A 26,616-nucleotide genomic window follows, 5' to 3' on the forward strand; every position below is an offset into this window, starting at 1 on the left:
ACCCGAACTCGCCGCGCCCTGACCGGCCTTGACCGGAAAGGCACCCGCCGTGACCACCCCGTCCGTCCTGTTCGTCCGCGTCCACGACGCCGGGCGCTCCCAGCTGGCCGCCGCCTTCCTCACCCACCTCGGGGCACCCCACGCCTCCCGCCGACCTCGTCCGCGCCCCCGCTCACCCCGTCTCGAACAGCTCGAACCAGATGCTCTTGCTCTCGCCCCGCGGATCGACCCCCCACGCGTCCGCGAGGAGGTCCATGAGGACCAACCCCCGCCCGGACGACGCCAGTTCGCCGGGACGGCGTTTGTGGGGGAGGTCGTCGCTCGTGTCGGTGACCTCGACGCGGAGGCGTCGGGCGCCAGGAGGGCCGGTGATCTCCGCGAGGAGGAGCGCGTCCGCGTCGGTGTGGACGAGGACGTTGGTGAGGAGTTCGGAGAGCAGGAGGACGGCGGAGTCGAGCTGGTCGGGGGAGGGCCAGTCGTGGAGGAGGGCGCGGAGCTGGTGGCGGGCCTCGGCGACGCGTTCGGGTTCCGACTGGGCGATCGTCAGGACCGTACGGCGCGGGAGCGTGCGGGCGCCGGGGCCGGCGGGGGTGCGGGAGAGGAGCAGGAGGGCGATGTCGTCCTCGCGGCGGTCGGCGAGGGGGCCGGTGGTGTGGTGGGAGGAGGGGCCGAGGACGGTTTGGACGAGGGCGTCCGCTAGTCCTTCCAGGGTCCCCGGTAGTCCTTCGAGTGTCCCCGGGTACGACTCCAGGGTCTCCCTGATCCGCTTCCACCCCGTCTCCAGGTCGTGCCCGCCGGTCTCCAGCAGCCCGTCCGTGCACAGCATCAGCGTCTCGCCGGGGTCCAGGGTGAGCCGGGACGTGGGGTAGTCGGTATCCGGGTCGATCCCGAGGGGGAGGCCGCCCGCGGTGGAGCGCAGCAGGACCGTGCCGTCGGACATGCGGACCGCCGGGTCGAGGTGGCCGGCGCGGGCCGTCTCCAGGACGCCGGTCTCCGGGTCGACCTCGACGTAGAAGCAGGTCGCGAAGCGCGGGGAGTCGTCCGTGTGGGTGAGGCCGTAGAAGAAACGGGACGCGCGGGAGAGGACCGCGTCGGGCCGGTGCCCCTCGGAGGCGTACGCCCTGAGAGCTATGCGCAGCTGGCCCATGAGACCCGCGGCGCGTACGTCGTGGCCCTGGACGTCCCCGATGACCAGCGCGAACCCGCCGCGCGGCAGCGGGATCATGTCGTACCAGTCACCCCCTACCTGAAGGCCGCCCCCGGTCGGGATGTAGCGCGCGGCCAGGGTCATGCCGGGTATCTCGCCCAGCGTCGGCAGCATCGAGCGCTGGAGGCCGTCGGTCAGTTCGCGCTGGGTCTCGGCGGCTCCCGCCCTGCTCAGGGCCTGCGCGAGCATACGGGCGACGGTCGTCAGGACCGAGCGCTCGTCGGGGGTGAAGGCGACGGGGTAGGTGAACGCGGCCATCCACGCGCCCATCGTCCGCCCGGCGACGGTCAGCGGCAGGAAGGCCCAGGACCGGCGGCCGAAGTGGGCGGCGAGCGGCCAGGTGAGGGGGTAGCGCTCCTCGTACTTCTCCGGGGAGGAGAGGTACACCGCGCGCCCCGTACGTACTACCTCCGCGGCGGGATAGTCGGTCTGCACCGAGAGGTGCGTGAAGGGCGCCTCCTCGCCGGGCTGCTGCCCGTGGTGTCCGATCACCGTCAGCCGGTCGCCCTCCACCCCGAAGACGGCGAGCCCGTCGGGGGTGAACCCCGGCATCGACAGCCCGGCTGCCACCCGTAGTACTTCAGAGGTAGACCGCGCCTCCGCCAGCGCGCGTCCGGCGTCCAGCAGGAACGCCTCCCGCGAGCGCCGCCAGTCCCCGGTGACCGCGCGCCGCCCCGCCGGGGTGCCCGGCGCCGGTTCGGTCACCTCCTGGAGGGTGCCGATCAGTTCGTACGCGCGCTTTTCCGGATCGAACGACGGCTTCGAGCGGCTGCGGACGACCCGGACGACCCGCCCCCGGTCGTCCATGACCCGGATCCGGACCTCCGCGAGGGTCTGCTCGGCGACGGCGAGCTGGATGACGCCGGTGATCTCGTTCCAGTCGACGGGGTGCAGCCGGGCCCGGGCCCCGGCCTCCGTGAGAACCGTTTCCTCGGCGGGCAGCCCGAGCAGCCGGGCCGCCTCGGCGTCGACGGTGACGAGGCCGGACGCCGTGGACCAGTGCCAGACGCCGGTCGAGAGAGCGGCGAGGACCTGCTCCACCGCGGGCAGGGGCTCACCAGTGCGCATTGCCCTACTTTAAGAAGATTTTCGGCCAGGATGCCAGTGTTGTCGTACGACCGCTGTCCTGCCGCCCTTATTCGGAAGGGTGGTTTCAAGGCGGCCGGTACCCTTGAGGCGACCGAGGATCGCAACACGCGTGACCGAAATCCACGTAAGGACGATGAACGAAGATGCATCGGTACAGGTCCCACACCTGCGGCCAGCTCCGCGCCTCTGACGTCGGCACCGACGTCCGGCTGAGCGGCTGGCTGCACAATCGGCGCGACCTGGGCGGCATCCTCTTCATCGATCTGCGCGACCACTACGGCATCACGCAGCTCGTCGCCCGGCCCGGCACCGCCGCGTACGACGCGCTCGACAAGGTCAGCAAGGAGTCGACCGTCCGCGTCGACGGCCGCGTTGTTTCACGTGGAACAGAGAACGTGAACCCCGACCTGCCGACCGGCGAGATCGAGGTCGAGGTCGCCGAGGTCGAACTCCTCGGCGCCGCTCAGCCGCTCCCCTTCACCATCAACGCCGAGGACGGCGTCAACGAGGAGCGCCGCCTGGAGTACCGCTTCCTCGACCTGCGCCGCGAGCGCATGCACCGCAACATCATGCTGCGTACGGCCGTGATCTCCGCGATCCGGCACAAGATGGTCGCACTCGGCTTCAACGAGATGGCCACCCCGATCCTCACCGCGACCTCCCCCGAGGGCGCGCGCGACTTCGTCGTCCCCTCCCGCCTGCACGCGGGCCGCTTCTACGCGCTCCCGCAGGCGCCGCAGCAGTTCAAGCAGCTGCTGATGATCTCCGGGTTCGACCGGTACTTCCAGATCGCGCCGTGTTTCCGCGACGAGGACGCCCGCGCCGACCGCTCGCCCGGCGAGTTCTACCAGCTCGACGTCGAGATGAGCTTCGTCGAGCAGGAGGACGTCTTCCAGCCGATCGAGAAGCTCATGACCGAGCTGTTCACCGAGTTCGGCGGCGGCCGGGAGGTCACCTCGCCGTTCCCGCGCATCCCGTTCCGCGAGTCGATGCTCAAGTACGGCTCCGACAAGCCGGACCTGCGCGCCCAGCTCGAACTCGTCGACATCACCGACATCTTCGAGGGCTCCGAGTTCAAGGCGTTCGCCGGCAAGCACGTGCGCGCGCTGCCCGTGCCGGACGTCTCCGCCCAGCCGCGCAAGTTCTTCGACCAGCTCGGCGAGTTCGCGATCTCGCAGGGCGCGAAGGGTCTCGCCTGGGTGCGCGTCGGCGAGGACGGCACGCTGTCCGGCCCGATCGCCAAGTTCCTCACCGAGGAGAACGTCGCCGAGCTGACCAAGCGGCTCTCGCTCGCCGCCGGGCACGCCGTGTTCTTCGGCGCCGGTGAGTTCGACGAGGTCTCCAAGATCATGGGCGCGGTCCGCGTCGAGGCCGCCAAGCGCGCCGGGCACTTCGAGGAGGACGTCTTCCGGTTCTGCTGGATCGTCGACTTCCCGATGTACGAGAAGGACGAGGAGACCGGCAAGATCGACTTCTCGCACAACCCGTTCTCCATGCCGCAGGGCGGGATGGACGCGCTGGAGAACCAGGACCCGCTGGATATCCTCGCCTGGCAGTACGACATCGTCTGCAACGGCGTCGAGCTGTCGTCCGGCGCGATCCGCAACCACGAGCCCGACATCATGCTGAAGGCGTTCAGCATCGCCGGGTACGACGCCGAGACCGTCGAGCGCGAGTTCGCCGGCATGCTGCGCGCGCTGCGCTTCGGCGCCCCGCCGCACGGTGGCATCGCCCCCGGCGTCGACCGCATCGTCATGCTGCTGGCCGACGAGCCCAACATCCGCGAGACCATCGCCTTCCCGCTCAACGGCAACGCCCAGGACCTGATGATGGGCGCGCCGACGGAGCTGGAGGAGTCGCGGCTGCGGGAGCTGCACCTGACGATCAGGAAGCCGCAGCCGAAGTAGTACCCGGGTAGTACCTGAGTAGGGGGCCGGAGATCAGGGCGATCTCCGGCCCCCTCGGCTTTCTCCGGTACCCACAGCCGGGGTCCACGGCGGTGACAGCCTTCGGTCGGGGGCCTGCATGGTCCAGCCGCCGCTGGAGCGGTTCGGCGCACGCGTCCGGCCCATCCGGATCATGATCACCTGGGGCGCGGTGGGGACGTACCTCGCGACGCTCGGCAGTCCCTGGTCCGGGCTCGCCGCCATCGGGCTCGCGGGCGGGTCATCGGATGCGCACAGCAGTCCCGAGGGGGGGCGCACAGCGGTCAGCCGTGTCATGGGGGTGGGCGGGTGTTCCGCCGCGTGAACGAGGAGGCCACTGCCAGGGAGTACCTGATCGGGTTGTCCGTGCTGCCGATCGTGGGGGCGGTGGCCTCTGTCGTCAGGGGTGGGCTCGGGTCGGGGGATGGGGTTACGCCTGGGGGTGACGCTGGGCCGGGGGAGGTCAGGGGGGTGCGGGGGGTGGTCGGGGTGACGTCAGCGGCGGAGGCGGCGGCGTAGTACCAGGAGGGTGGTGCCGGTGAGGATGAGGGCGGCGGAGAGGACGGCCAGGAGGGCGGGGGAGGTGGTGGGGCCGGTGGAGGGGAGCTGAGGGGAGGGGCTGGGGGTCGGGGTGGGTACGGGGGAGGGGGTAGGGGGTGTGGGGGTTGGCGTCGGAGTGGGCGAGGTGCTGGGTGTCGGGGTGGGGGTGGGTGAGGTGCTGGGGGTCGGGGTCGGTGTGGGGCTCGGGCTCGGTGCGGGGAGCCAGCGGTTCGTGACCGTGCAGTCCAGGCCCGCCTCGGGGAGGTCGACCGGGAAGGAGACGGTGCGGGCGTCGGACGACGTGGGCCGGATCGTCGTACCGCCGCAGACCGCGCTGTCGAATCGCCAGGAGCCCTCGGGCGTGGCGGCGGGGAGGGACTCGGTGATCGTGTGGCGGCCCGTGGGCAGTTCGTGCCAGCCGAGGGCGACCGGGGTGTCCTCGGCGGTGGTGGTCGCCGAGCCGAGGGACGTGGTGGTGTCGGCGGTGAACGCGAAAGGGCCGCCGGCGCGGCCGAGGGTCCGCTTGCGGAGCGCGAGGGTACCCGTAGTACCTGAGGGTGACCTCGGGGTATCGGTGTAGGTGCAGGTCACCGTGTCGCCGTCGGCCAGGTCGACGGTCGCGGCGCCGGAGACGCTCGTCGTCGTGGTGCTCGTCCCGTTCGCGGAGGCGCAGGTCAGGCCGGCCAGCGTCCAGCCATCGGGGACCGTCTCGGCGAAGCTCCACGCCGGGTACTTCGTGCCCTTCGTCGCCGACCGGCGGAACGTCTGCTCGGCGGCGGCACCGTTCGCGACGGCGAGCGAGAAGCCGTGGTCCGGGGTGTAGGAGATGTTCCCGGTGAAGTCGAAGGTACGGGTCGCGCCGCTGCCCTTGAGCTCCTTGCGTACGACGATGCTGCCGGCGCCCGGGGACGGGGTGACCGTGTAGTAGTAGCAGTACACGTGGTGCGAGCCGGCCGGGAACGCGGCCCGGTCCACGTTGTCGTTCTTCTGGTTGTCGACGGCACAGCGCAGGGCGCCGAACGCGTAAGTCGCCCCCAGCTCCGCCGTGTTGAGCGGGTCGGTGGGGGTGCCGCCCTGGATCTGGAGGCGGCGCGCGAGGGCGAGGGCCTGGTCCGTGGAGTCCAGCTCGACGTTGACCGCGCCCGCGAGGGTGCCGCCCGTGGGGTCGCCCGCGTCGTCGAGGAGCGGGGCGGAGGACTCCGTCACGGGGCGTACGCCCGAGGTACTGGGGACGACGGTGGAGAGGCCGTCCACCTCGCCGCTGATCCCCCGGCCCAGGGTGAACCTCCAGCCGGTCAGGGGGCGGCAGTTGGGGTCGTTGTCCTGCTCGGTCGTCGGGTCCACGGGCCGGCCCGGGGTGTAGACGGAGTCCTTGCCGAGGTCGCGCAGGGACTGCTGATTGTTGTCGCGGAGGAGGTTGGACATGATGTCGGAGTAGTCGTCGCAGACGCGGGCGGCGAGGGTGAGCCAATAACCGTCAGCGCGGGCCGACTTGGGGGACGCGTCGGCCGAATCGGCTTTTGTGTGCGCCGACTTGGCGTCGTCGGGGGCGTTGCCGGGGGTGCCATCGAGGGTGTCGGCCGGGGTGTGGGCCAGAGTGTGGGCCGGAGTGCCGGCGGGCGCTGTCGCTGGGGTGCCGGTGGGCGCCGGGGCGGGGGCGGGTGCGGCCGGGGGTGGGCTCTGGGCGGCGGTCAGGGTCCAGGTGGCCGACGTCGCCAGCAGGACGGATGCCGTCAGGTGCAGGGGGCTCAGGTGTCGTCTCCTCACGGGACGAGGCTGGGGGTGCGGGGGTGGGGCGGGCGGACGCCACTCCCGGGGCGACGCCGATGATCATCTGATCGCCGTAACCCTGAAGGGGGAGGCCGGGGGCTCGTACCTGAGAGGGGCAGGGCGGGGCGGTGTCATACCTGAGGTGGGTGGGGCGAGGTTCATCGCGAGGTGCCGGAGGTAGCTGTGAGGGCCGTGCGAAAAAAGTCTGGTCGTGCGGCAACCTTCCTTCACCCGGCGACCACTGACGGGTCGTAAGCCGCAGCGCACCCGCTGCACAGCAGACCCGTAAGGACTTCCTTCGTGGCAACTTCCTCTCACCGCCGGTCCGTTCGCAAGCGCCGCACCCTCGTGGTGTCCGCCGCAGTCGTGGCCGCCGGGGTCGGGGCCGGGGTGTTCGTGCTGACCGCGAACGCCGGGGCGGCGGACCTGTACCACCAGACGCTGGCCGCGAAGGACGGCTGGGCGTCGTACGGGAGCGGGACCACGGGCGGGGCCAAGGCCGACGCCGCGCACACGTTCACCGTCTCCACCCGGGCGCAGCTCGTGAAGGCGCTGGGGTCGGCGGCGGACAAGGCGCCCCGGATCATCAAGATCAAGGGCACCATCGACGCGAACACGAACGACGCGGGCAAGAAGCTCACCTGCGCGGAGTACGCCTCAGGTACGGGGTACTCGCTGGCGTCGTACCTGAGGGCGTACGACCCCTCCACTTACGGGCGCAAGAAGCTGCCGTCGGGCACGCAGGAGAAGGCGCGGGCCGCGGCGCAGGCCAAGCAGGCCAAGAACATCGTGTTCAAGGTGCCCGCGAACACCACGATCGTGGGTGTGCCGGGCTCCAAGGCCGGGATCACCGGCGGGAGCCTCCAGATCCAGAACGTCGACAACGTCATCGTCCGCAACCTGACGCTCTCGGCGACCGAGGACTGCTTCCCGCAGTGGGACCCCACCGACGGCAGCACCGGCAACTGGAACAGCCAGTACGACTCGGTGACCCTGCGGGGTGCCACCCACGTATGGGCGGACCACAACACGTTCACCGACGCGCCGCACTTCGACGGGGCCAACCCCAAGTACTACGGGCGGGAGTACCAGATCCACGACGGGGCGCTCGACATCACCAAGGGCTCCGACCTCGTCACCGTCTCCCGCTCCGTCTTCACCTGCCACGACAAGACGATGCTCATCGGGGCGAGCGACACCGACAGCACCGGGAAGCTGCGGGTCTCCATCCACCACAACGTGTGGAAGGGGGTCGTCCAGCGGGCGCCCCTCGCCCGGCTCGGGCAGGTGCACATCTACAACAACTTCTACGACATCACCACGCTGAACGGCTACACCCCGCAGTACAGCATCAACGCGCGCGCCAAGGCGCAGGTCGTCGCCGAGAACAACTACTGGAAGGTCCCGGCGGGCACCAAGCTCTCCAAGCTCCTCTCCAGCGACGGCACCGGCTCGGTCAAGAGCACCGGCAACCTCGTCAACGGCGCCTCCACCGACCTCGTCTCCCTCTACAACGCGGCGGCGTCCAAGGACGTGAAGGCGACGGTGAACTGGGTCCCGACGCTGACGGCGGGCCTCGAATCCACCGCCAGGAACCTCCCTGCGGCCCTCGCCTCCACCACCGGCGCGGGCACCCTCAAGTAGTCCCCGTGTAGTACCTCAGAGCCACCGGCCGGAGTCTCCTCCAGCAGCGGGTACCTCATACCGCCCCTGGAGACGCTGACCCCGGCTGGTCGCGCGGCCACCGGGTGGAGGGACACGGGAGCCGCGCAACGAAGGTGGCCGGCCGGCCCGGGTGTTCTCCCGGGGCCGGCCGGCCATCTCTCGTACGTAGCTCCGCAGTAGTACTCCGGGCAGCTCCGGAGTACTACGCCGGAGCCGCCCGCCAGTATTACGCCGGCTGCCCGCCGAACCGCTCCTTGTACGTCTCCAGGTCCTCGTCCGTCAGCTTCGCGAACAGGACCGGCGGGACGGTGAAGGGGGTGCCGGCCGGGACGGCGGCGAGGGCCTTCGCCGCGTCCGGGGTGACCCAGGCCGCCGTGTCGTCGGCGAGCGCGAAGGACTCGCGCATCGTCTTCGACGTCGCCGGGATGAAGGGCTCCGAGACCACCGAGTACAGGTGGATGAGGTTCATCGCCGTACGGAGGGTCAGGGCCGCGCCCTCGGGGCTGGTCTTGATCTCCAGCCAGGGCGCCTTCTCCTCCAAGTAGGAGTTGCCGGCCGACCACAGCGCGCGCAGCGCGGACGCGGCCTTGCGGAACTGGAGCGCGTCCATGTGCTCCTCGTACTCCGCGAGCAGCCGCGCGATCTCCTCGCCGAGCCGCGCCTCGGGCTCGCCCGCCTCGCCGCCCGCCGGGACCTCATCGCCGAACCGCTTCTTCGAGAAGGACAGGACGCGGTTGACGAAGTTGCCGAGCGTGTCGGCGAGGTCCTTGTTCACGGTCGCCGTGAAGTGCTCCCAGGTGAACGAGGAGTCGTCCGACTCGGGCGCGTTGGCGATGAGGAAGTAGCGCCAGTAGTCGGCGGGGAGGATGCTGAGCGCCTGGTCCGTAAAGACCCCGCGCTTCTGGGACGTTGAGAACTTCCCGCCGTAATACGTCAGCCAGTTGAAGGACTTGACGTAGTCGACCATCTTCCACGGTTCACGGACGCCGAGTTCGGTCGCCGGGAACATCACCGTGTGGAAGGGGACGTTGTCCTTCGCCATGAACTCCGTGTAACGGACGGTGTCTTGGGACTCGTACCACCACGACTTCCAGTCGCGGTTCGCCGGGTCCTGGTCCGACCACTCCTTCGTCGCCGCGATGTACTCGATCGGCGCGTCGAACCAGACGTAGAACACCTTGCCCTCGGCGGCGAGTTCGGGCCAGGTGTCCGCCGGGACGGGCACGCCCCAGTCGAGGTCGCGGGTGATCGCGCGGTCGTGCAGACCCTCGGTGAGCCACTTGCGGGCGATCGACGAGGAGAGGTGCGGCCACTCCTCCTCGTGCGCCGCGACCCACTCCTCGACCTCGCGCTGGAGCTTCGACTGGAGGAGGAACAGGTGCTTGGTCTCCCGGACTTCGAGGTCCGTCGAGCCGGAGATCGCGCTGCGCGGGTCGATCAGGTCCGTCGGGTCCAGGACGCGCGTGCAGTTCTCGCACTGGTCGCCGCGCGCCTTGTCGTACCCGCAGTGCGGGCAGGTGCCCTCGACGTACCGGTCCGGGAGGAAGCGGCCGTCCGCCGGGGAGTAGACCTGGCGGATCGCGCGCTCCTCGATGAAGCCGTTCTCGTTCAGCTTCCGCGCGAAGTGCTGGGTGATCTCGACGTTCTGCTCGCTCGAACTGCGGCCGAAGTAGTCGAAGGCGAGCGCGAAGCCGTCGTACACGGCCTTCTGCGCGTCGTGCGCCTGGGCGCAGAACTCGGCGACCGGGAGGCCCTGCTCCTTCGCGGCGAGTTCGGCGGGGGTGCCGTGCTCGTCCGTCGCGCAGATGTAGAGGACGTCGTGGCCGCGCTGGCGCAGGTAGCGGGAGTAGACGTCCGCCGGGAGCATGGACCCCACCATGTTGCCCAGGTGCTTGATTCCGTTGATGTACGGAAGGGCGCTGGTGATGAGGTGTCGAGCCATCGGGGGCTGCTCCCAGGTCGGTTTTGGTTCTTTGGGTTCTTGAAATCGTAGCTGACGTGTGTATGCCGCCCGCGCCCCTTTTTTCTGGGGGAGCGCGGGCGGCATACCGGGGTATTACGGGTATTACGGGGCTACGGGTATTACGGGCGCCAGTTCTTCAGGACGCCCTCGTACAGCTCGTCGTCCGTGAGTCCCTTGGGGGTAGGACCCGCGTGGAAGAAGGACGTGTTGTCCGTCTTCAGCTTGCGGAGGTAGTCGAACGCCTTGTTCTCGTGCTCGCCGAACGCGACGAACGAGAAGAACAGGCGCGGGTGGGTCTTCGCCGCCTCCGTCAGGGACTGCGTCGCCGGGGTCTTCGCGTCCGGGGCGCCGTCCGTCTGGAACACCACCAGCGCCGGGGCGTCCGGGTCCGCCGACGCGTCCAGGTGCTTCGTGACCGCCTCGACCGCCGCGTGGTACGTCGTACGGCCCATGCGGCCCAGGCCCGCGTGCACGTCGTCCACCTTCGTGCTCGCGTCCTCGTCCGTCAGCGCGAGGTCCGTCGTCCCGTCGACCTCCGTCGAGAAGAACACGACGTGCACGGTCGGGTCCGCCGGCGAGAGGTGCGCGGCCAGCGCGAGCGTCTGATCGGCGAGGGCCTGCACGGAGCCGTCCTTGTAGAACGGCCGCATCGACGCGGAGCGGTCGAGGACCAGGTAGGTGGCGGCGCGGGCGGTGGTGAGGCCCAGGTGGGCGAGGGTGAGGGCGGCGGAGGTGTGGGCGGTGGTGAGGTGCGGGGGGATGGCGGGGGGCTCGGCGGCTCCGCCGGAGGCGGCGGGTTCTCCGGAGGCGGGGGTCGGGGCGGGGGCCGCCGACGCCGGCTCGGCTTCGGGGGTGGCGGGCTCGGGGGAGGCGTCGAGGTCGGGGGCCGGGGAGGGGGCGGGGTCGGTCTCGACGTCCGGTTCGGCGGGGGTGTCGGCCTCGGGGGTTACGCCGTCCGTGGGTTCCGGGGCTGCCTCGGAGGTATCGGCGGTCGGGGCCTCGGTGACCTGGTCCTCTGCCTCGGGGGTCTTGCCCACGGGTTCGGTCGAGGGGGCTTCGGGCTCCGCCTCGGTGACCGGGGCTTCGGGGGTGGGCTCGGCGGTTTCGGTGGAGGTGGGTTCAGGGGAGGGGGTGGCCTCTACTTCGGCGGCCGGTTCCTCGGTGGGCTCGGTGGAGGCGGGGGTCTCTGCTTCGGGGGCCTCGGGGGCGGGCTCGGTGGTGAGCGGCTCGGCCTCGGGGGTTACGCCGTCGGTGGGGGCCGATGGCTCCGGCTCGGTCTCGGGCTCCTCGGTGGTGGCCGTAGGGAGTACCGGTACTACGGGGGGTGCCGGGATCTCCGCAGCGGAGGTCTCGGTTTCCGCCGCCGGTTCCGGCGTCGACTCGGTGGCCGGCGTCTCCGTGGATTCCGCCGACTCGGGCTCGGTCTCCTCCGGGGCCTGCGCCGCGTCCACGGCCTCCGTTTCGGCGGCGGGCTCCTCGGCGATCGGCGCTTCGGTGACCTCGGGCTCGGCCTTGGCCTGGGCTTCCGTGGCGGCCGGCGGCTCGACGGGCTCGGTCTCGGCCTCGTCCGCCGCCTCGGCCTCCGGCGTCTCCGTGACCTCGGCCGCAGCCGCGGGCGCCTCGTCCGCCTCGGTCTCCTGGGGGACCTCCACAGCCCCTACGGCGGAGGTAGTACCGGCGTTGGCCTCCTCCGATACCTCAGCGGTACCGGTGGTACCCGTAGCTCCCGCGACCGACTCGGCCTCGGTCGGCGCTTCGGCGCCGGCGTCGGTCCCGGCCTCGGTCTCCGCCTTGGCCTCGGCCTCGGCCGAGACTCCCGCCGTCTCAATCTCGCCCTCGGCCGCCCCCTCCGGGGACCGCGTCGGTGTCGGGACCTTCACGTTGTCGAAGGCCGCCGCGACGAGGTCGTGCTCGGACGAGTCGGACTGGCGGGGTTCGGGGACGGGCGAAGGCGCGGGGGCCGAGGAGGACGCGGGCGCTGGGGAAGGAGCGGGTGCCGGCGTGGGGTCCTCGACCGGGCTCTGCGCCGCAGGCTCCTGCTGGGAAGGGACCTGGTCCGCACCCTCTGCTTCGGCGGCACGCTCCTTGCGTGACCTGCCGAACGCGTTTCGCAGGAGAGTGAGAATACCCATGTGCGCAACCCTTCGCGTGAGTTGAAGCCCGTCAATCCCTGGCCAGGACGGACACGTAAGGTTAGCGGCCCCACATGACGATCATGGGCAGGGGTGAGCGGGAAAAGGGGCCGGGTGTCAAACACCCACCACCGACCGGAGGCCACGTAAACCGGCCAACTCCACGTCTCCACAAGGGTGTTCACCGAAGGGCCCGGCAACACCCCGCCCGTCCCCCACCCGTTCATCCACCGTTCACTCACCAGCCCCACTCCGGCACAAAGACCCCCCTAGCGTCACGCTGACACCAAGGGCACGCAAGGGGAGAGCAAAGTGCGCAAGCTGCTGCCGATCATCACCACGCAGACCGGTTCCCATCCGGGCGGCCGATCCGCCCTGACCTGCCGTTTCCGGTGTGGTGACGCCTGCTTCCACGAGGTGCCCAACACCAGCGACAACGAGTACGTCGGAGACGTGATCGCCGGTGCGCTCAGCCGCCGCGCGATGGTGCGGGCCGCCGCCGTGGTCACCGTCGCCGCAGCGGCCGGCACGGCCACGGTCACGAACGCGCCGTCGGCCGACGCCTCCCCCCTCGCGGCTAAACCGGTAGTACCCGGGAGCCACGGCAACCCGTCCGGGCAGGCCGCCCGCGGCCTCCGGTACGGCGCCGTCGCCCCCAACCGCACCGACGCGGTCGTCATACCCGAGGGCTACGGGCAGAACGTCGTCGTCCGCTGGGGCGAGCCCATCGTGAAGGGCGCCCCCGCGTTCGACCCGGAGAACCAGACCGGTGCCGCGCAGGCGGGCCAGTTCGGGTACAACAACGACTTCCTCGCCCTTCTCCCCCTGCCGGGCGAGTGCGACCGCCAGCTCCTCGTCGCCAACCACGAGTACACCGACGAGATCCTCATGTTCCGGGGCTACGACCCGGCGAACCCGACGCGTCAGCAGGTCGAGGTCGCCTGGGCCGCGCACGGCCTCGCGGCCGTCGTCGTCCAGGAGGACCGCAGGACCGGCAAGCTCACCGTCGTACCCCGCCACCACCTCAACCGGCGGGTCACCGCGACCACCGAGTTCCGGCTGACCGGGCCCGCCGCCGGGTCCGACCTGCTGAAGACCTCCGCCGACCCGACCGGCCGCAAGGTGTACGGGACGCTGAACAACTGCTCCGGAGGTACGACACCCTGGGGTACGACGCTGCACGGCGAGGAGAACTTCAACCAGTACTTCGCGAACTCCTCGCGCGCGACCGACAAGCGGTACGGCATCGGCACCGGCGCCACCGAGCGCAAGTGGGAACGCTTCGACAAGCGGTTCGACATCGCGCAGGAGCCGAACGAGGTCCACCGGTTCGGGTACGTCGTCGAGTTCGACCCGTACGACCCCTCCTCCACGCCGCGCAAGCACACCGCGCTCGGCCGGTTCAAGCACGAGGCCGCGACCGTCCGCCTCACCGCCGACGGGCGCCCGGTCATCTACTCCGGCGACGACGAACGCTTCGACTACTTCTACAAGTTCGTCGGCAGCAAGCGGATGAAGCGCGGTTCGTCGCGTGCCGTGCGCGAGCACAACCTCTCGCTGCTCGACGAAGGCACCCTGTACGTCGCGAAGTTGACCGGCGACTCGCCCGCGATCGAGATCGACGGGACCGGAAAGCTGCCCGCCGACGGGGAGTTCGACGGCAGCGGCGAGTGGATCCCGCTGGCGACGGCGACCGCGAAGGGCGCCGTCTCGCACGTCGAGGGCATGACCGCCGAGGAGGTGTTCGTCTTCACGCGCCTCGCCGGGGACAAGGTCGGCGCGACGAAGATGGACCGGCCCGAGGACATCGAACCCTCCCCCGTCACCGGCAAGGTGTACGTCGCGCTCACCAACAACTCGAACCGGGGCGTCGGTTCGAACGCGAAGGCGGACGAGGCGAACCCGCGCAACGCCAACAAGCACGGCCACGTACTGGAGTTGACCGAGCACCGGGGCCGTCCCGAGTCGCTGAAGTTCGGCTGGACGCTGTTCCTCGTCGCCGGTGACCCGAACGACCCGAACACCTACTTCGCCGGATTCCCCAAGTCCGCCGTCAGCCCCATCTCCTGCCCGGACAACGTCGCCTTCGACCCGCACGGCAACCTGTGGATCTCCACCGACGGCAACCAACTCGGTTCCCACGACGGCCTGTTCGGCGTCGCGACCAAGGGACCGCGCCGGGGTGAGCTGAAGCAGTTCCTCACGGTGCCGACCGGCGCGGAGACCTGCGGCCCGCTCATCCAGGACCGCCGCGTCCTCGTCTCCGTCCAGCACCCCGGCGAGGTCGACGGCGCCTCGGTCGAGAAGCCGGCCTCCACCTGGCCCGACGGCCGCGGCAAGATCGTCCGCCCCGCGGTCGTCTCGGTCTGGCGCACGGACGGCCGCGACATCGGCATCTAACTCCCGTGCCCGCGACCGGACTTGTCCCACCCGGCCGCGAACGCCCAGACAACCCCCGCCCCCGCCGAGAACCGCAGCATCCCGGCGGGGGCACTCCGGTCCACCGGAACCTCGTTCATCATCGGCGTCACTTGCCCCTTTTCGCACGGAACGGAGAAAGAGGCGCCGCCGGGCACCACATCGACGGTGAGCCGCCCCACGCCTTCGCACTCGAACGCGACGGCGAGTGTGCCGCCCGCGCGCATACCGCCGGGAAGCGGGTACTCCGCGTTCCCGGTCTGTACGGCTCCCTTGGCTACGGCCGTAATACCCCCCAACTCAGGTACCCCGACCACGGCCGCCGCGCGCCCGGCCCCGGCAGGCTTCACCGGCGCCGCCGCGCTCGCCGCCGGTCGTTCCGCGGGCTGCGAGGCACCTCCCGTGCTGCAACCGGCGAGCGTCAACGCGGCCACCGAGGCGGCCGTCCCCCATACCTTCGTCCTGGTCATGAGGCGAACACTCGTTCCCGGTCTCTGGCCTGGTCAAGGGGGTATGAGCAACTTCAGAGCTACGGAAACCGCCTCGCTCACCCCAGAGGGGTACGACTACGGTCGTCACTCATGAGTACAACGACTCCCACCACCACCCTCTGGCGTCCCACCGGCCCCGAGGAGCTCGCGTTGGTCGAGGCGAGTGGGTGGACGGCGTGGCCGCCTCGGCTGGCGGAGCAGCCGATCTTCTATCCCGTACTCAATGAGGACTACGCCGTACGGATCGCGCGGGACTGGAACGTGCCGGCGTCGGGGGTGGGATATGTGACGCGGTTCGAGGTGGAGAGCGCGTTCTTGGCGCGGTATCCCGTGCGGCAGGCTGGTGGGAAGACCATTCTGGAGCTGTGGGTGCCCGCGGAGGAGCTGGATGAGTTCAACGAGCACATCGTCGGACGCATCGAGGTCGTCCGGGAGTTCCACTGACCCGGCCGCACGGCCCTGGGGGAGGACGGCCGGCGCCTGGTGCGCGGGCCTGGTGCTGGCCGGGGTGAGCGTGATCGCCGGCTGCCGGGCCGCCGGCACCGACGCGGTCACCCCGGTGCCCCAACTCCTCGCGTTCCTCCCGTGGTTGCTGGTCCCCGCGACCGCCGCCGCCCTCCTCTCCCTCCTCGCCCGCTGGTGGCCCGGCCTGCTCTGGGCCGCCGTCGTCCTCGGCTCGTTGGCCTGGTTCCTCCAGCCGTACGGCACGGCTCGCGAACCGGGCGGCCCGGTCGCCGCCCGCCTGGAGGTGCTGACCTCCAACGTCGAGTTCGGCTGGGCCACCGACGCCCTCCTGAGGGCCGTACACCGCGAGAACCCCGACATCGTCTTCGTCCAGGAGTGCGAGTACGGCTGCCAGGCGACCCTGCGCCGCGAACTCGCGACCCCCTACCCGTACCGCCAGGCGGTCGAGGGGGATACCTCCGTAGGGTCCGTCATCCTCAGTCGCTACCCCCTCACCCCTGCCGCGACGATCCCCGCCGAGATGGGCATGCCGGGCGCGGTGGCCGATGTCGACGGCACCGCCGTACGCCTCCAGCTAGCCCATCCGAAGCCGCCGTTGCCCGGTCAAGTGGGCCTGTGGAAGCGCGAGTTGGGACGTATCCAGGCATGGGCGGCCCGGCAGACCGGACCCGTGGTACTTGCGGGGGACTTCAACGCCTCCCAGGACCACGCCGCCTTCCGCCGCATCCTCGGCACGGGCCTCCACGACGCGGCCCGCCTCACCGGAAAGAGCCACGAGCCGAGCTGGCCCTCAAGTACTACCCCCATGTTCGGCACCCAGATCGACCACGTCCTGCTGAGCGACGACTTCTCGACGTCACGCGCCCGCTTCCTCGACCTGCCGGGCACGGACCATCGCGCGCTGCTGGTGAACATCGCCCTGCACCGACGGGGCTGAACAGCATCCGGGGCTCTGTGTGGGGGCGACGGGTGGGGGACGGGGCGAACTCCGAGCGAGCGGGCCGGACTTCGCGCGAGCAGCCGGCTCTGTACGCGTGGCCGGGCTCTGTGCGCGTGGCCGAGCTTCGTACGAGCGGGGTGGGCTCTGTACGGGGGAGAGGCCGAGCTCTGCGAGGGGCGCCGCCTGTACGGCCGAGGCCGATGCCCGTGCGGCGACGAGTCCTCCACGACCGCAGCTGATCTCCGTGCGGCGACGGGGCTCGTACGGCCGAAGCTGGCCCCTGTGCGGTTGGTCCTTCACGGACGCCGCTGACCGCGTCCGGCGGCGAGTCCTGCGCGGACGTCGCTGGTCCTCGGCGGGGAGGGGCAGCCCCCCGGTCCAGCCTCGCCCCCTCATACCCGGGTCCGCACCACCCGCGTCACCCACGTAGCCCCCGCGACCACCAGCCCCCCGGCCAGCAGCAGCCACGACGCCGTGCGCAAGGTCTCGGTCAGCGCGTCGTACACGGCCGCTGCGGCGAGCCGGTGGGCCGGGTCGGTGAGGCCGTCGAGGGTGAGGTGACGGGCGACCGCGACCGCGAGCCCGAGCAGCGCGCCACCGAGCGCCGTACCCAGGGCGGTCGCCGTCAACGCCCGCCGCCGGCACCCGGCGACCGCGATGCCGGCCCCGGCGAACACCACGGCCGCGACGGGCAGCCAGAACCCGGCGACGTCCAGCACGTGATACCCACGGCGTAGGGCGTCCAGGTTCTGCCGGGGCAGCAGGGTCACCGGGGAAGACGCGAACGAGCCGTTCCCGACGGCGAGTTGACGCCCCGAGGTGCCTCCTGATCGCACGCCGCCCACCTCGCGAGCGGACACCCCACCCGGCGCTGTGACGGCTCCCTCCCTCCCCGGTACTACGCCAACCACCTCCCGCGCCGGTGCTACGCCGGCCGGCTCCAGCCCCGTCACCCCGGCAACCACCTCCCTCCCCGGCTCCTCCAACGCCCGCATCACCGCCGTGTACGCCTCCCGGTTCCCCTCGTCCCACGCCGCGCGGTACGCGGCCGTCGCGGTGAACCGGCGTACCTCGTCCTCGACGACCCGCCGCGGTACGCCCGGCGCGTCCCGGGCGACGCCCTCCACGATGGTCCGCCGGACCGCCGCGTCCGTGGCCAGCGGCGCGAGCGCCCGGACGTACCGCTCCTGGTCCCGTAGGTCGTACGACGCCCAGGCCGCGAGGGTCGCGAGGGGGACGAGGAGGCAGGCGAGGGCGACGAACGCGGCGGAGACGGTCGTACGGGTAGTACGGGTACTACGGGTCACGCTGGTAAGGGCCACGCCTCCAGGCAAGGGGGTACCTGAGGGGTACGCCAGTGGGTTGCCGCCATGTGGGTGCGCGGCCCCTGCCGCACCGGCCCCGTACCGGCCCTCCGCCCCCTCCCTCTCCGGTGGAGGGTTCACCCGAACGGGTGTTTCCTGGTGCTGGGGAGAAACGGGGACGTTCAGGGGAGAAGGAGGCCGAATCATGCGCAGTACTCCGGTCCTGCGGACCCTGGCCGCGGCCCTGCTCACCGGTGGCACGCTGGCCGTGGCCGCGGCGGGCACCCACGCGGCGGCAGCACCCTCGACCACGCCGGCGACCACCTCACCCGCCTTCGCCGAGGGACGCGGCGGCGGGCACGGCGGAGGCGGCGGCCCGATCTGGGGCACCGTCGTCTCGGGCACGGAACTCAACGTACGGTCGGCGCCCACCACGCACGCGGGCGTCGTCACCGCGCTCTCCCCCGGCAGCCAGGACCGCGTGCAGTGCATGGTCCAGGGGCAGAGCGTCAACGGGAATCCCTACTGGTACTGGCTCGTCGGCGCCCAGGGCTGGGCCAGCGCCGCGTTCGTGAACACCGGGGGCGCCTGGGTGCCCACCTGCTCCGACCCCTGCCCGCAGTGGAAGAACGGGAGCTGGAGCAACTGGGACAACCCCTACGGCTGGAACAACGCGTACGACCCCTACGACACCTCGTGGAGCGCCGCGGGCTCCGGCTCGTGGAGCGCGTCGGGCTCGTGGAGCTGGAGTTCGGCCGGATCCTCGGGCTGGTGGTGAGCGGATGGCGTGACCGTGACAGGGCCGGGCCCCGGCGGGTGGACGACCACCTCGCCGGGGCCCGGCCCTGTCGGCCTCAGGTACTACCCGGGTAGTACTGGGGGCGCCGCCTCAGCGGACGCGATGCCCCTCGCCGTCCTCATGGGTGTAGTACCGGTAGAAGAGAACGACGAAGAAGCCCGCCGCCACTCCGAGGGACATCATCACGGAGCGCCAGATCGTCGCGCCGGTCTGGCTGTAGACGAAGCCGAAGGCGCACCCCGCGAAGGACGCCCACAGCACGGCGTGCAGCTCGCGCTTCAGGCGCGGGGCCAGAGCGCGCACCGCGACGTACGCCGCCGCGACCGCGAGGGCGCTGACGAAGCCGAGCAGCAGGTTCCAGCCGGTGATCGGGCCGCCCGAGCGGCGGACGGCCGCCACCCAGTACCCGTACACGAGTCCTAGTACCACCGGACCCGCCCAGGCCGCGATCCGGTGGGTGCGGGCGCTGAAGACGTGGTGCGCATCATGTGGTGCGGGTGCCGCGTGAGCCATCTGGAGTACTCCTCTCCGGGTATCCCCCACCCCCTGACCTCCAGGGCACACCCAGGGAGGGACGGTGGCAAGTCGGTCTGCGCGGGGATGCGGACGACAGCGCCGCGTGCTTCTCTCGCCCCATGCGGCTCGGGCTCTTCGGCGTACGGGGGCGCAGGGTGACCTGGCTGGTGCCGGCGCTGCTGCTGACCGGGATCACGCTGCTGGACGTGGGGACCGACGTACGGTTCCACATCGAGTCGTTCTGCGTGTTCGTCGTCGCGATCACGGCGGTGCTGTGCGGGGTGCGGACGACCGCGCTGTTCGCTGTGCTGTCGCTCGCCGCGTTCGTCCTCACCGAGCTGCGCGAGCCGGACCAGTACAAGGCGGGCACCGTCGACCTGGTGCTCGTCGCCGTCGGCGGGGGCCTGTCCGTCCTGGCGTGCGCGGCGCGGCTGCGGGCCGAGCGGCGCATGGTGCGCATGACGGACGCCGCCGACACCACCCGGCGTACGGTGCTGCGCCCGCTGCCCGCCGACTGGGGCGGGCTGCGGCACGCCGAGGTGTACCTCGCCGCCGACGCGGACGCCCGGGTGGGCGGCGACTTCTACGACATCCAGCCCGGCCCGCATGGGACCCGGGTACTAGTGGGGGACGTCCAGGGGAAGGGGCTCGCCGCCGTCGAGGCCGCGGCGGCGCTGCTCGGCACCTTCCGGGAGGCCGGGTACCACGAGGCAGACCTCGGGGTGGTGGGTGCGCGGCTGGAGACGCGGATGCTGCGGCACCGGGCGCACGCGGCGGCGGTCGGGCGCGACGAGGGCGACCGGTTCGCCACCGCCGTACTCCTCGGGTATCCCCCCAAAGGGGCGGTCGGGGGTGTGGCGGTCGTCGAGGTGGTGCTGTTCGGGCACGAGCCGCCCATGGTGGTGGGTACTGGAGGGGTACGGGTACTGGGGGACGAGGCCGGGGGCGGGCTACCGCTCGGGCTGGGGGACTTGGGGGAGCTGGGGGTATCGGGGGACCTGGGGGACCTGAGAGGTACCCCTGAGGTACTACGGGTCGAGGTCGGCGAGGAGGAGACCGTCCTCCTTGTGACGGACGGAGTGACCGAGGCACGGGACGCGCAGGGCCGGTTCTATCCGCTGCCGGAGGAGCTGAGCAAGGCCCTGACCAGGGACGCAGGGCTCGCGGAGCCGGACCGGCTGGTGGCGTTCGTCCGGGAAGGCGCGCTGCGGCACAGCGGGGGGAGACCGGGGGACGACACGACGGTCTTCGCCGTGCGGATGGTGCCCGGGGGGTGAGCGGGGGCCGGCGGGGGGACGGGGGTTTGCCGCTCCGGGGCTCCCCTTCGCGGTCGTAGCGGTTACGGTGCTGACGTAAGTGATCCATCAGGGGGAGGGACCCATGCCCGGAACCGTGCTGCTGCTGGCGGCTTCGCCCGTCGGCAAGGGGTGCCTGGTGGATGCCGCGTCCGTGCTTCCGGTGCTGGCCGCGGTGCCGCCCGCCGTGCTGGCCGGCACCGACACCGCCAACGTCGTCGAACTCGCCGACCCGCTGGAGCCGCAGGCCGTCCTGACCCGGCTGCGGGCCGCCGCCGCGTCGCCGGGGCCGCTGACCCTGTTCGTCGCCGGCCAGCTCCAGCTCGACCGCCGCCAGCGCCTGCCGCACCTCGCGCTCGCCCGCACCACCCCCGCGACCGTCCGCTACACCGGGTTCCCCTGGCACTGGTTCCGCGAGGAGCTGCGCCTGCGGGCTACGGGTACTACGACCGTCCTCCTCGACCTCCACGCCGACGCCGACACCTGGGCGTGGCTCCGCGACAACCCCCTCGGCTGCGGTCCCGACGTCACCGTCTACGGCCGCGTCGTCCCGCCCGGCGGACGCCGGGGCACGGGGACACCGGCGTACATGAAGGCCGTGGGGACCATCCTGCGCAGCGGCGGCCGACCGGACATCGAGCAACTGCACGGCGCCGCGCTGGCGCGGGTACGGGGTGACGGTGAGAGCGCGGATCTGGTGATCGGGCCGGGTACGGGGTGGGGGGCCGGTGCGGCCGGTACGTACGGCGCGAGTACTACGGGTATGACGGGTCCGGCGGGTACGGGTATGGCGCGCCCGGGTCCGGCTGGTACAGGTACGACGGGCCCCCGAACCCACGGCGAACCCCACCCCGCTGCCCCGGTCGTAGTACCCCCACCCCCGAAGGGCGCCCCCCGCATCCCGTCGCAGCTTCCTGCGCACCTGTTCACTCCCCCTACCTCTGAGGGGGTACCTGGGGATGCGGTCGCCTCTCGGCCGGAGCGTGGGGGTGCGGCGGCTGGTCCTCAGGGGGTACCCGGGGATGCGGCGGGCCCTCGCGAGGCGCCCAGTGATCCGGAGGCTGGTCCTCGGGAGGTACCCGGGGATGCGGTCGGCCCCCGGGAGGCGCCCGGCGATGCGGCGGCTGGCCCCCAAGAGGTACCCGGGGACACGCCCAGCCCTCATGACGTACCCGGCGACACCCCCCGCGCCCCCGCCGACGACCCGCACGCCGCCATCACCGCGGCCGTCCAGGGCGGGCGGCACGGCGACGCCGACGTGCTCGCGGCCCGGCAGGAGGAGACCGCCGTGGAGGCGTACGGCCCCGGCTCGGACGAGGCGCTGCACTGGGCCGAGGTGCGCGCCGACCTCGCGATGCTCGCGGGGGACGCGGAGCGCAGCTGCCGTACGTGGCTGTCGGTGGCGTCGCTCAGGCTGGCCGCCGGGCAGCCGGTGGACGCGCCCGCCGTCGAGGCGGCCGTGGACCGGGCGCACCACCAGTGGGGCCGTATCGACGCGCTGACCCCGGCACGTGAGCTGGCCCCCGCGCTCACGGCGCTGCGTACCCGGGTCCCCGGGCGCCGGGAGGGCGCGCTGGACCACATCCGCCAGCAGCTCAAGCACCTGGAGACCGAGGCGCGGGCGACTCCGGCGGGACGCTGACGGAACAGCCACGGGGCTGTTCCTGACCCGGCACCGAGGAACAGGCACCCGAGCGACTCCCTTCGCGTCCTGCGCCCAGCCCTGCCACCGGGCGGTCCCCCGTGTAGTCCCCGCTCCGGACCGTGTTCGGGCCGCCCCCGCCAGGGCCGCCCCGAGGGCGTACCCCGCTACCCCCTCGGTATCACCCGTACAGCCCCACCCCACGGGCCCCCTCCACCCCGTCCTGCTATCCACGGAGGGAGGGGGGCGTTGCACCGCTGGTCCGAGCTTCGGGAAATCGAACGAAGGATGTGCCGCCCATGGCCACCACCACGCTCGCCATCAACTTCACCCAGGGACTGAACGACGCCTGGTCCAAGGTCGCGCAGTTCGTGCCGAAACTCGTCGGCTTCCTGATCATCCTCGCCATCGGCTGGTTCGTGTCGAAGATGATCGCCCGGGTCCTCGACCGCGTGCTGCGCAAGGTCGGTTCGGAGCGGCTCGCGGACCGCGCGGGGGCGGACCGTTTCCTGCGCGACTCGAAGTACGACATGACCGGGATCATCTGCAAGATCGTCTACTACGCGCTGATGCTGATCACGCTCCAGCTCGCACTCGGCGTCTTCGGCACCAACCCGGTCAGCACGATGATCAACAGCATCGTCGGCTGGCTGCCGCGCGGCATCGTCGCGGTCGTCCTCGTGGTCGTCGCGATGGCCATCGCCAACGCGGTGCGCTCGATCGTCGGCAGCGCGCTGTCCTCGATGTCGTACGGCCGTACGCTCGCGACGGTCGTGTGGGCCTGCATCCTCGCGCTCGGCGTGATCGCCGCGCTCGGCCAGGCGGGCATCGCGACGACGGTCACCCAGCCGGTGCTGTACGCGGCGCTCGCGGCCGGCGCCGGGATCCTGATCGTCGGTGTGGGCGGCGGGCTGATCGGTCCGATGCGCCAGCGGATGGAGCGGCTCCTGGCGACCGCCGAGCGTGAGACGACGAGGGCACGGGACAGCGTCACCGCGTACCAGGCCGGCCGGCAGGACGCGATGAGCAACCAGCCGGTGCGGGAGCGCACCGACCAGGACATGTGAGACGGCCGAGGGCCGGACCGTACCTGAGTACTACCCGGGTAGTACCGGTACCGTCCGGCCCTCGGCGCTGTGCTCAGCCGGCGCCGTACGGGTCGAAGGCGATCCCGCTCGGCTTGCCCTTGTTCAGGGTGTTGTTGAACTTGCTGTCCTGGAGGGGGAAGTTGGCGTTGCCCCAGTCGGAGTTGTTCATGATGGTCTGGAGGTTCTTCGAGGGGTCCTTGCTCGCCGGGTAGTGGTCCCAGCTGACCAGCGCCGGGTGGTCCCAGCCGCCGTCGGGCCAAGCCTCGGGCGTCTCACCGGACTTGGCGAAGCGGAAGGCGTGGGTGGAGGGGCCGTCCTTGTGGTAGACGATCTTCGCGTGGACGCCGTCCATCGGCGCCTGGTTCACGGGGATCGTGTCGAACCCGCCGTGCCGCGAGGCGGAGATGTACGACGGCTGCGCCGCGCCCTGCTTCACCCAGACCACCACGCACTCCCAGTCGTGGCGGTGGCCGAGCCCCGAGATGCCGGTCGGGTCGGCCTGGTCCTTCTCGAAGTACAGGGTGTAGATGATCGCGCACCAGCCGTTGTTGCACTTGGCGCGCGCGTAGGTGTTCGCGTTGCCGAGGTGGTCCGTGCGGCAGCCGCCGCCGATCGAACCGCTGGGGTTCAGGCCGCCGTTGAGGTTGCCCCACATGTCGATCGCCGCCGCGGGGAGGCAGCCGTCCGAGTCGTAGTCGAAGTACGGCTGGAAGGTTCTCTGGAACGACGTCGAACTCTCAGGCAGATTCGACAAGTTGGGGGCGGCCGAGGCCGTTCCGGCGGTGAGGCCGACGGCGAGGGACGTGGTGGCCGCGGCGACGAACGCGGCCTTGGCGAAACGCTTGTACTCCTGGAACACGTGCGGGTCTCCATGTGCTCGGGGGTGGTTCAGCGATGCTGAAGTGACCCTGGCAGCACAGAAGTTGAGAGTACAAGCGCTTTCTGTGAACTGATCCTTACGGTTTTTCCACAACCAGGTCGTGCTGGTGCACCAGCCATGTGATCGCGGTCAGCCGGCACACCGCGTAGTCGTAGCCCACCGGTTCACGCCAGTCGAGCTCGTCGAGGGCGTCCAGGAAACCCAGGGCGTAGTCGGCCAGGTCCTCGCGGTGCGGCGGGCGGGGGATCAGGCCCGCGTGGTTCGCCGCCAGCCGGTCGCGCAGCTCCGCGACGTGCTGGTCGACCTCGGCCACGAAGCCGGGCTCGAACGCGAACTCCGCGAGGCGCGGGGCGTACGAGCTGCTGATTCGGGCCAGAGGGGACATTTCTCCACGGTAAGGGTGTAGACGGCTAATACCAGAGGGCTAGCGGGCGTGATTCCCGCCACCCGGCTCGTGCGGCCCGCTGCCGCGGTCCGGCGCCCGCCGCCCGATATCGCGGCCCGGCTCCGCCCGGGGCCGCACCCCTCAGTGGCCCGTCAGCTGGTCCGCGGTCCGTGCGGCGGGGCGCTCCTCGCCGGCCCTCGTATGCCCCGTGGTCGACGCGAGGACCAGGGCGGTCACGGCGATGAGCGCGGCGGCGAGGCCGCGGGTGACGGTGGTGGTGGTTCGGGGCACGGAGGACCTCGCAGGAGGTGGTGGTCGCAGCGGGCGGAGGCGCTGTTCGACGTGCGTGTTCGGGGTGTCACGCGGTGTTCGGGGTGTCGACCAACCTAGGGGTGTACGGGGAGGAGGGCAAGGGGGTCGAGAGGGAGTTGTGCAAGCGGTTTCTGCACGGCGTGCGAAGGGCGTTCCCGTACGGGCGCGAGCGCGGGCGGGCGCGTTGGCAGATCGGTGCCGCCACAGCTCGTCCTCCGGGGAATCCGGGGCGGCGCACAGGCGTCGCCCTTGGCGTCCCCCGGGCCATGGAGAACCAGCGGACCGCCCTCGACGGGGTACGGCTCGCGGCGCAGGTGGCGGTGTACGCCGCCGTCGGCGGGGCCGCGCTCGCCGCGATCGGCACGGTTGCCGCCGTCCTCGGCCCGGCGCTCGAACTCGACCTGTACACCCCGGCCGTCGCCGCCTGGTGGACCGTCTCCACCGCCGTCGTCGTGCGGGCGGTCCCCTTCCTCCTCCTCGGTACGGCCGTGCCGGTGGCCATCGCCGCGTTCGTGCCGGAGACGCTGCTCAAGCGGCTGCTGCCGGCGAACCCCGCTCGCCGTACCGGTCGCGGGTATTACCGGGGTAGTACTTCCGGGGTGCGAGTGCGCGTCCGTACCGGTGGCCGCGAGCCTGATGCGGCGCGGGGTCGCACCGGCCGCCGCGCCGGCGTGCCCGCTGTCCGCGCCGGCCGTCAACCACGTTGCCCTGGTGGCCACTTCGATCGCGTTCCCCGGGCAACCGGTCATGGTCCTGGCCCGCCCGACCGCGTCCCCCGGGGGCGGCTCTCGCCGGCCGTACCGTCCGAGGTGGAGATCTGGCGCACCGGCCGTCGGCACATGGGTGACGGTCACCGGAACGTGGCTGCCCGAAGGGGAGTTGGGGTCGGACGAGGCGTGGCCACCGGTGCCGGCGGCCGACACCGTCATACGGATCGCGCAGCCGAAGGACCCGTACGAGAAGCCGTGACGCCCGTTCGTATCTGCACCGGCGCCTACACCTGCATCCGCCCCTGCCTCCGCACGTCCGCCAGCCGCAGTGCGCCGAGTTGGACGCCGATCTGGGTCGCCTCGTTCGCGACGTCGCCCATGCCGCCGTTGGTCAGGGTGTACGCGTCGTCGCCCGCGCGGACGGCGGCGACGTCGAGGGTGAGGGTGGCGGGCTCGCCGTCCTCGTCGTGGCTCGTGAGAGTGACATGGAGACCCTGTCGTACGTCCCCCACCTCAGGTAGGGGTGCCTCGGTCACCATGACGTCCTGGACGACGTTCTTCGGCGAGGTCGCGGTGAAGCGGGCGCACACCTGGGGGATTGTCTTCAGCCAGGCCAGCGCGCGGTCCACCTCGGCGGCGGGGCGCTGGGCGGTCACCTGGAAGCGGAGCTGCGCGTCGGTGTCGGCGTCGTCGAGGCCGATGGCGGCGCGGGCGGGGGCGCCGAGGAGTTCGTCGGCGTACAGGGCGTCGAGGAAGCGGGCGCACTCCGGGGCCGTACTGGTCGCCTTCAGCACCCCGTCCCGCCAGGTCGCCGCGCCCCGGGTGGCGGTCCAGGGCGCGCCCAGGTCGGCGACGGTGAGCAGGGCGGCCCGCGCCTGCGCCTCGCTCAGTACGCCCGGCGCCTTCGGACTCGCCTGCGGGGAGGGGGACTTGGCGATGGTCGGCGTGGGGTGCGGAGCGACCGCCGGATGTTCGAGACCGAGCGCCGCACACCCCGCCATCGCCCCCGCACACACCATCGCCACGCTCACACCCAGGGCTCGACGCACCGCACCCGCCTCCTGACGCAGGGACACCTGC

22 protein-coding genes and 2 pseudogenes are annotated in these 26,616 nt (G+C 71.5%); 13 read left to right on the forward strand and 11 right to left on the reverse strand.

What is annotated here, in order from left to right; genetic code table 11:
* Window positions 1–49: 49 nt before the first annotated feature.
* Window positions 50–133 (forward strand): annotated as a pseudogene (locus PV682_RS15060) (phosphotyrosine protein phosphatase); the annotation flags it as partial.
* A gap of 39 nt (window positions 134–172) precedes the next feature.
* Here PV682_RS15060 and PV682_RS15065 read toward each other — a convergent pair.
* Window positions 173–2,275 (reverse strand): ATP-binding SpoIIE family protein phosphatase, encoded by a 2,103-nt coding sequence (locus PV682_RS15065; RefSeq protein WP_319729812.1) that lies wholly within the window; start codon window positions 2,273–2,275, stop codon window positions 173–175.
* A gap of 164 nt (window positions 2,276–2,439) precedes the next feature.
* Here PV682_RS15065 and aspS point away from each other — a divergent pair, with 164 nt between their 5' ends.
* The gene (aspS, locus tag PV682_RS15070; protein ID WP_319729815.1) at window positions 2,440–4,203 is read left to right on the forward strand and encodes an aspartate--tRNA ligase; all 1,764 of its coding nucleotides are present in this window, start codon (window positions 2,440–2,442) and stop codon (window positions 4,201–4,203) included.
* Window positions 4,204–4,321: 118 nt separating this feature from the next.
* Window positions 4,322–4,546, forward strand: a complete 225-nt coding sequence (locus PV682_RS15075) for a hypothetical protein (protein WP_319729817.1) — start codon at window positions 4,322–4,324, stop codon at window positions 4,544–4,546.
* Window positions 4,547–4,716: 170 nt separating this feature from the next.
* On the opposite strand, the gene PV682_RS15080 is transcribed toward PV682_RS15075, so the two are convergent.
* Complete coding sequence (locus tag PV682_RS15080; protein WP_319729820.1) at window positions 4,717–6,528, reverse strand: prealbumin-like fold domain-containing protein; 1,812 nt, start codon at window positions 6,526–6,528, stop codon at window positions 4,717–4,719.
* Window positions 6,529–6,831: 303 nt separating this feature from the next.
* Here PV682_RS15080 and PV682_RS15085 point away from each other — a divergent pair, with 303 nt between their 5' ends.
* Complete coding sequence (locus tag PV682_RS15085) at window positions 6,832–8,175, forward strand: pectate lyase family protein (RefSeq protein WP_319729822.1); 1,344 nt, start codon at window positions 6,832–6,834, stop codon at window positions 8,173–8,175.
* A 247-nt stretch (window positions 8,176–8,422) separates the two neighbouring features.
* Here the strand turns inward: PV682_RS15085 and metG are convergent, their stop codons facing one another.
* Together metG and PV682_RS15095 are read right to left on the reverse strand one after the other, a co-directional pair.
* Window positions 8,423–10,138 carry a methionine--tRNA ligase gene (metG, locus tag PV682_RS15090; RefSeq protein WP_319729824.1) on the reverse strand — a complete coding sequence of 572 codons (1,716 nt, stop codon included), beginning with the start codon at window positions 10,136–10,138 and terminating at the stop codon, window positions 8,423–8,425.
* Window positions 10,139–10,278: 140 nt separating this feature from the next.
* Window positions 10,279–12,291 carry a VWA domain-containing protein gene (locus PV682_RS15095; RefSeq protein ID WP_319729827.1) on the reverse strand — a complete coding sequence of 671 codons (2,013 nt, stop codon included), beginning with the start codon at window positions 12,289–12,291 and terminating at the stop codon, window positions 10,279–10,281.
* A 312-nt stretch (window positions 12,292–12,603) separates the two neighbouring features.
* Here PV682_RS15095 and PV682_RS15100 point away from each other — a divergent pair, with 312 nt between their 5' ends.
* Entirely contained in the window at window positions 12,604–14,691 is a 2,088-nt protein-coding gene (locus tag PV682_RS15100; RefSeq protein ID WP_319729830.1) for a PhoX family protein, read from the forward strand.
* Here the strand turns inward: PV682_RS15100 and PV682_RS15105 are convergent.
* Complete coding sequence (locus tag PV682_RS15105) at window positions 14,688–15,179, reverse strand: hypothetical protein (RefSeq protein WP_319729832.1); 492 nt, start codon at window positions 15,177–15,179, stop codon at window positions 14,688–14,690. The two genes, PV682_RS15100 and PV682_RS15105, sit on opposite strands and share 4 nt — an antisense overlap.
* Before the next feature lie 111 nt (window positions 15,180–15,290).
* Here PV682_RS15105 and PV682_RS15110 point away from each other — a divergent pair, with 111 nt between their 5' ends.
* Both PV682_RS15110 and PV682_RS15115 read left to right on the forward strand, forming a co-directional pair.
* Entirely contained in the window at window positions 15,291–15,644 is a 354-nt protein-coding gene (locus PV682_RS15110; protein WP_319729834.1) for a hypothetical protein, read from the forward strand.
* On the forward strand, window positions 15,589–16,602 hold the full coding sequence (locus PV682_RS15115) for an endonuclease/exonuclease/phosphatase family protein (RefSeq protein ID WP_319729836.1): 1,014 nt from the start codon (window positions 15,589–15,591) through the stop codon (window positions 16,600–16,602). The genes PV682_RS15110 and PV682_RS15115 overlap by 56 nt, the downstream gene beginning before the upstream one ends.
* A 395-nt stretch (window positions 16,603–16,997) precedes the next feature.
* On the opposite strand, the gene PV682_RS15120 is transcribed toward PV682_RS15115, so the two are convergent.
* On the reverse strand, window positions 16,998–17,927 hold the full coding sequence (locus PV682_RS15120; RefSeq protein ID WP_319729838.1) for a hypothetical protein: 930 nt from the start codon (window positions 17,925–17,927) through the stop codon (window positions 16,998–17,000).
* A gap of 187 nt (window positions 17,928–18,114) precedes the next feature.
* Between PV682_RS15120 and PV682_RS15125 the strand changes: the two genes are divergently transcribed.
* A complete protein-coding gene (locus tag PV682_RS15125) occupies window positions 18,115–18,687 on the forward strand; it encodes an SH3 domain-containing protein (RefSeq protein ID WP_319729839.1) in 573 nt (190 codons plus the stop codon).
* A 111-nt stretch (window positions 18,688–18,798) separates the two neighbouring features.
* Here PV682_RS15125 and PV682_RS15130 read toward each other — a convergent pair whose 3' ends face one another.
* Window positions 18,799–19,221 carry a hypothetical protein gene (locus PV682_RS15130; RefSeq protein WP_319729842.1) on the reverse strand — a complete coding sequence of 141 codons (423 nt, stop codon included), beginning with the start codon at window positions 19,219–19,221 and terminating at the stop codon, window positions 18,799–18,801.
* A 122-nt stretch (window positions 19,222–19,343) separates the two neighbouring features.
* On the opposite strand from PV682_RS15130, the gene PV682_RS15135 reads away from it, so the two are divergent.
* From PV682_RS15135 to PV682_RS15145, 3 genes are all read left to right on the forward strand, one after another.
* Window positions 19,344–20,501, forward strand: coding sequence for a PP2C family protein-serine/threonine phosphatase (locus PV682_RS15135; protein WP_319729844.1), 1,158 nt, complete (start codon window positions 19,344–19,346; stop codon window positions 20,499–20,501).
* A 103-nt stretch (window positions 20,502–20,604) separates the two neighbouring features.
* Entirely contained in the window at window positions 20,605–22,161 is a 1,557-nt protein-coding gene (locus PV682_RS15140; RefSeq protein ID WP_319729847.1) for a hypothetical protein, read from the forward strand.
* Window positions 22,162–22,460: 299 nt separating this feature from the next.
* On the forward strand, window positions 22,461–23,228 hold the full coding sequence (locus tag PV682_RS15145; RefSeq protein ID WP_319729849.1) for a mechanosensitive ion channel family protein: 768 nt from the start codon (window positions 22,461–22,463) through the stop codon (window positions 23,226–23,228).
* Between the two features lie 73 nt (window positions 23,229–23,301).
* On the opposite strand, the gene PV682_RS15150 is transcribed toward PV682_RS15145, so the two are convergent.
* The 3 genes from PV682_RS15150 to PV682_RS15160 form a co-directional block, all read right to left on the reverse strand.
* Entirely contained in the window at window positions 23,302–24,108 is an 807-nt protein-coding gene (locus PV682_RS15150; RefSeq protein ID WP_319729852.1) for an NPP1 family protein, read from the reverse strand.
* A gap of 97 nt (window positions 24,109–24,205) precedes the next feature.
* Window positions 24,206–24,514 carry a DUF6401 family natural product biosynthesis protein gene (locus PV682_RS15155; RefSeq protein ID WP_319729854.1) on the reverse strand — a complete coding sequence of 103 codons (309 nt, stop codon included), beginning with the start codon at window positions 24,512–24,514 and terminating at the stop codon, window positions 24,206–24,208.
* Between the two features lie 141 nt (window positions 24,515–24,655).
* On the reverse strand, window positions 24,656–24,805 hold the full coding sequence (locus PV682_RS15160; RefSeq protein WP_319729856.1) for a hypothetical protein: 150 nt from the start codon (window positions 24,803–24,805) through the stop codon (window positions 24,656–24,658).
* 287 nt (window positions 24,806–25,092) lie between these two features.
* On the opposite strand from PV682_RS15160, the pseudogene PV682_RS15165 reads away from it, so the two are divergent.
* A pseudogene (locus PV682_RS15165) lies at window positions 25,093–25,600 on the forward strand (permease); the annotation flags it as partial.
* 69 nt (window positions 25,601–25,669) lie between these two features.
* Window positions 25,670–25,795, forward strand: coding sequence for a hypothetical protein (locus tag PV682_RS15170; protein WP_319730220.1), 126 nt, complete (start codon window positions 25,670–25,672; stop codon window positions 25,793–25,795).
* A gap of 25 nt (window positions 25,796–25,820) precedes the next feature.
* On the opposite strand, the gene PV682_RS15175 is transcribed toward PV682_RS15170, so the two are convergent.
* Window positions 25,821–26,537 (reverse strand): hypothetical protein, encoded by a 717-nt coding sequence (locus tag PV682_RS15175; RefSeq protein ID WP_319730200.1) that lies wholly within the window; start codon window positions 26,535–26,537, stop codon window positions 25,821–25,823.
* Window positions 26,538–26,616: the final 79 nt, after the last annotated feature.

The organism is Streptomyces niveiscabiei (assembly GCF_033794345.1).
GTDB classification, from domain to species: domain Bacteria; phylum Actinomycetota; class Actinomycetes; order Streptomycetales; family Streptomycetaceae; genus Streptomyces; species Streptomyces niveiscabiei.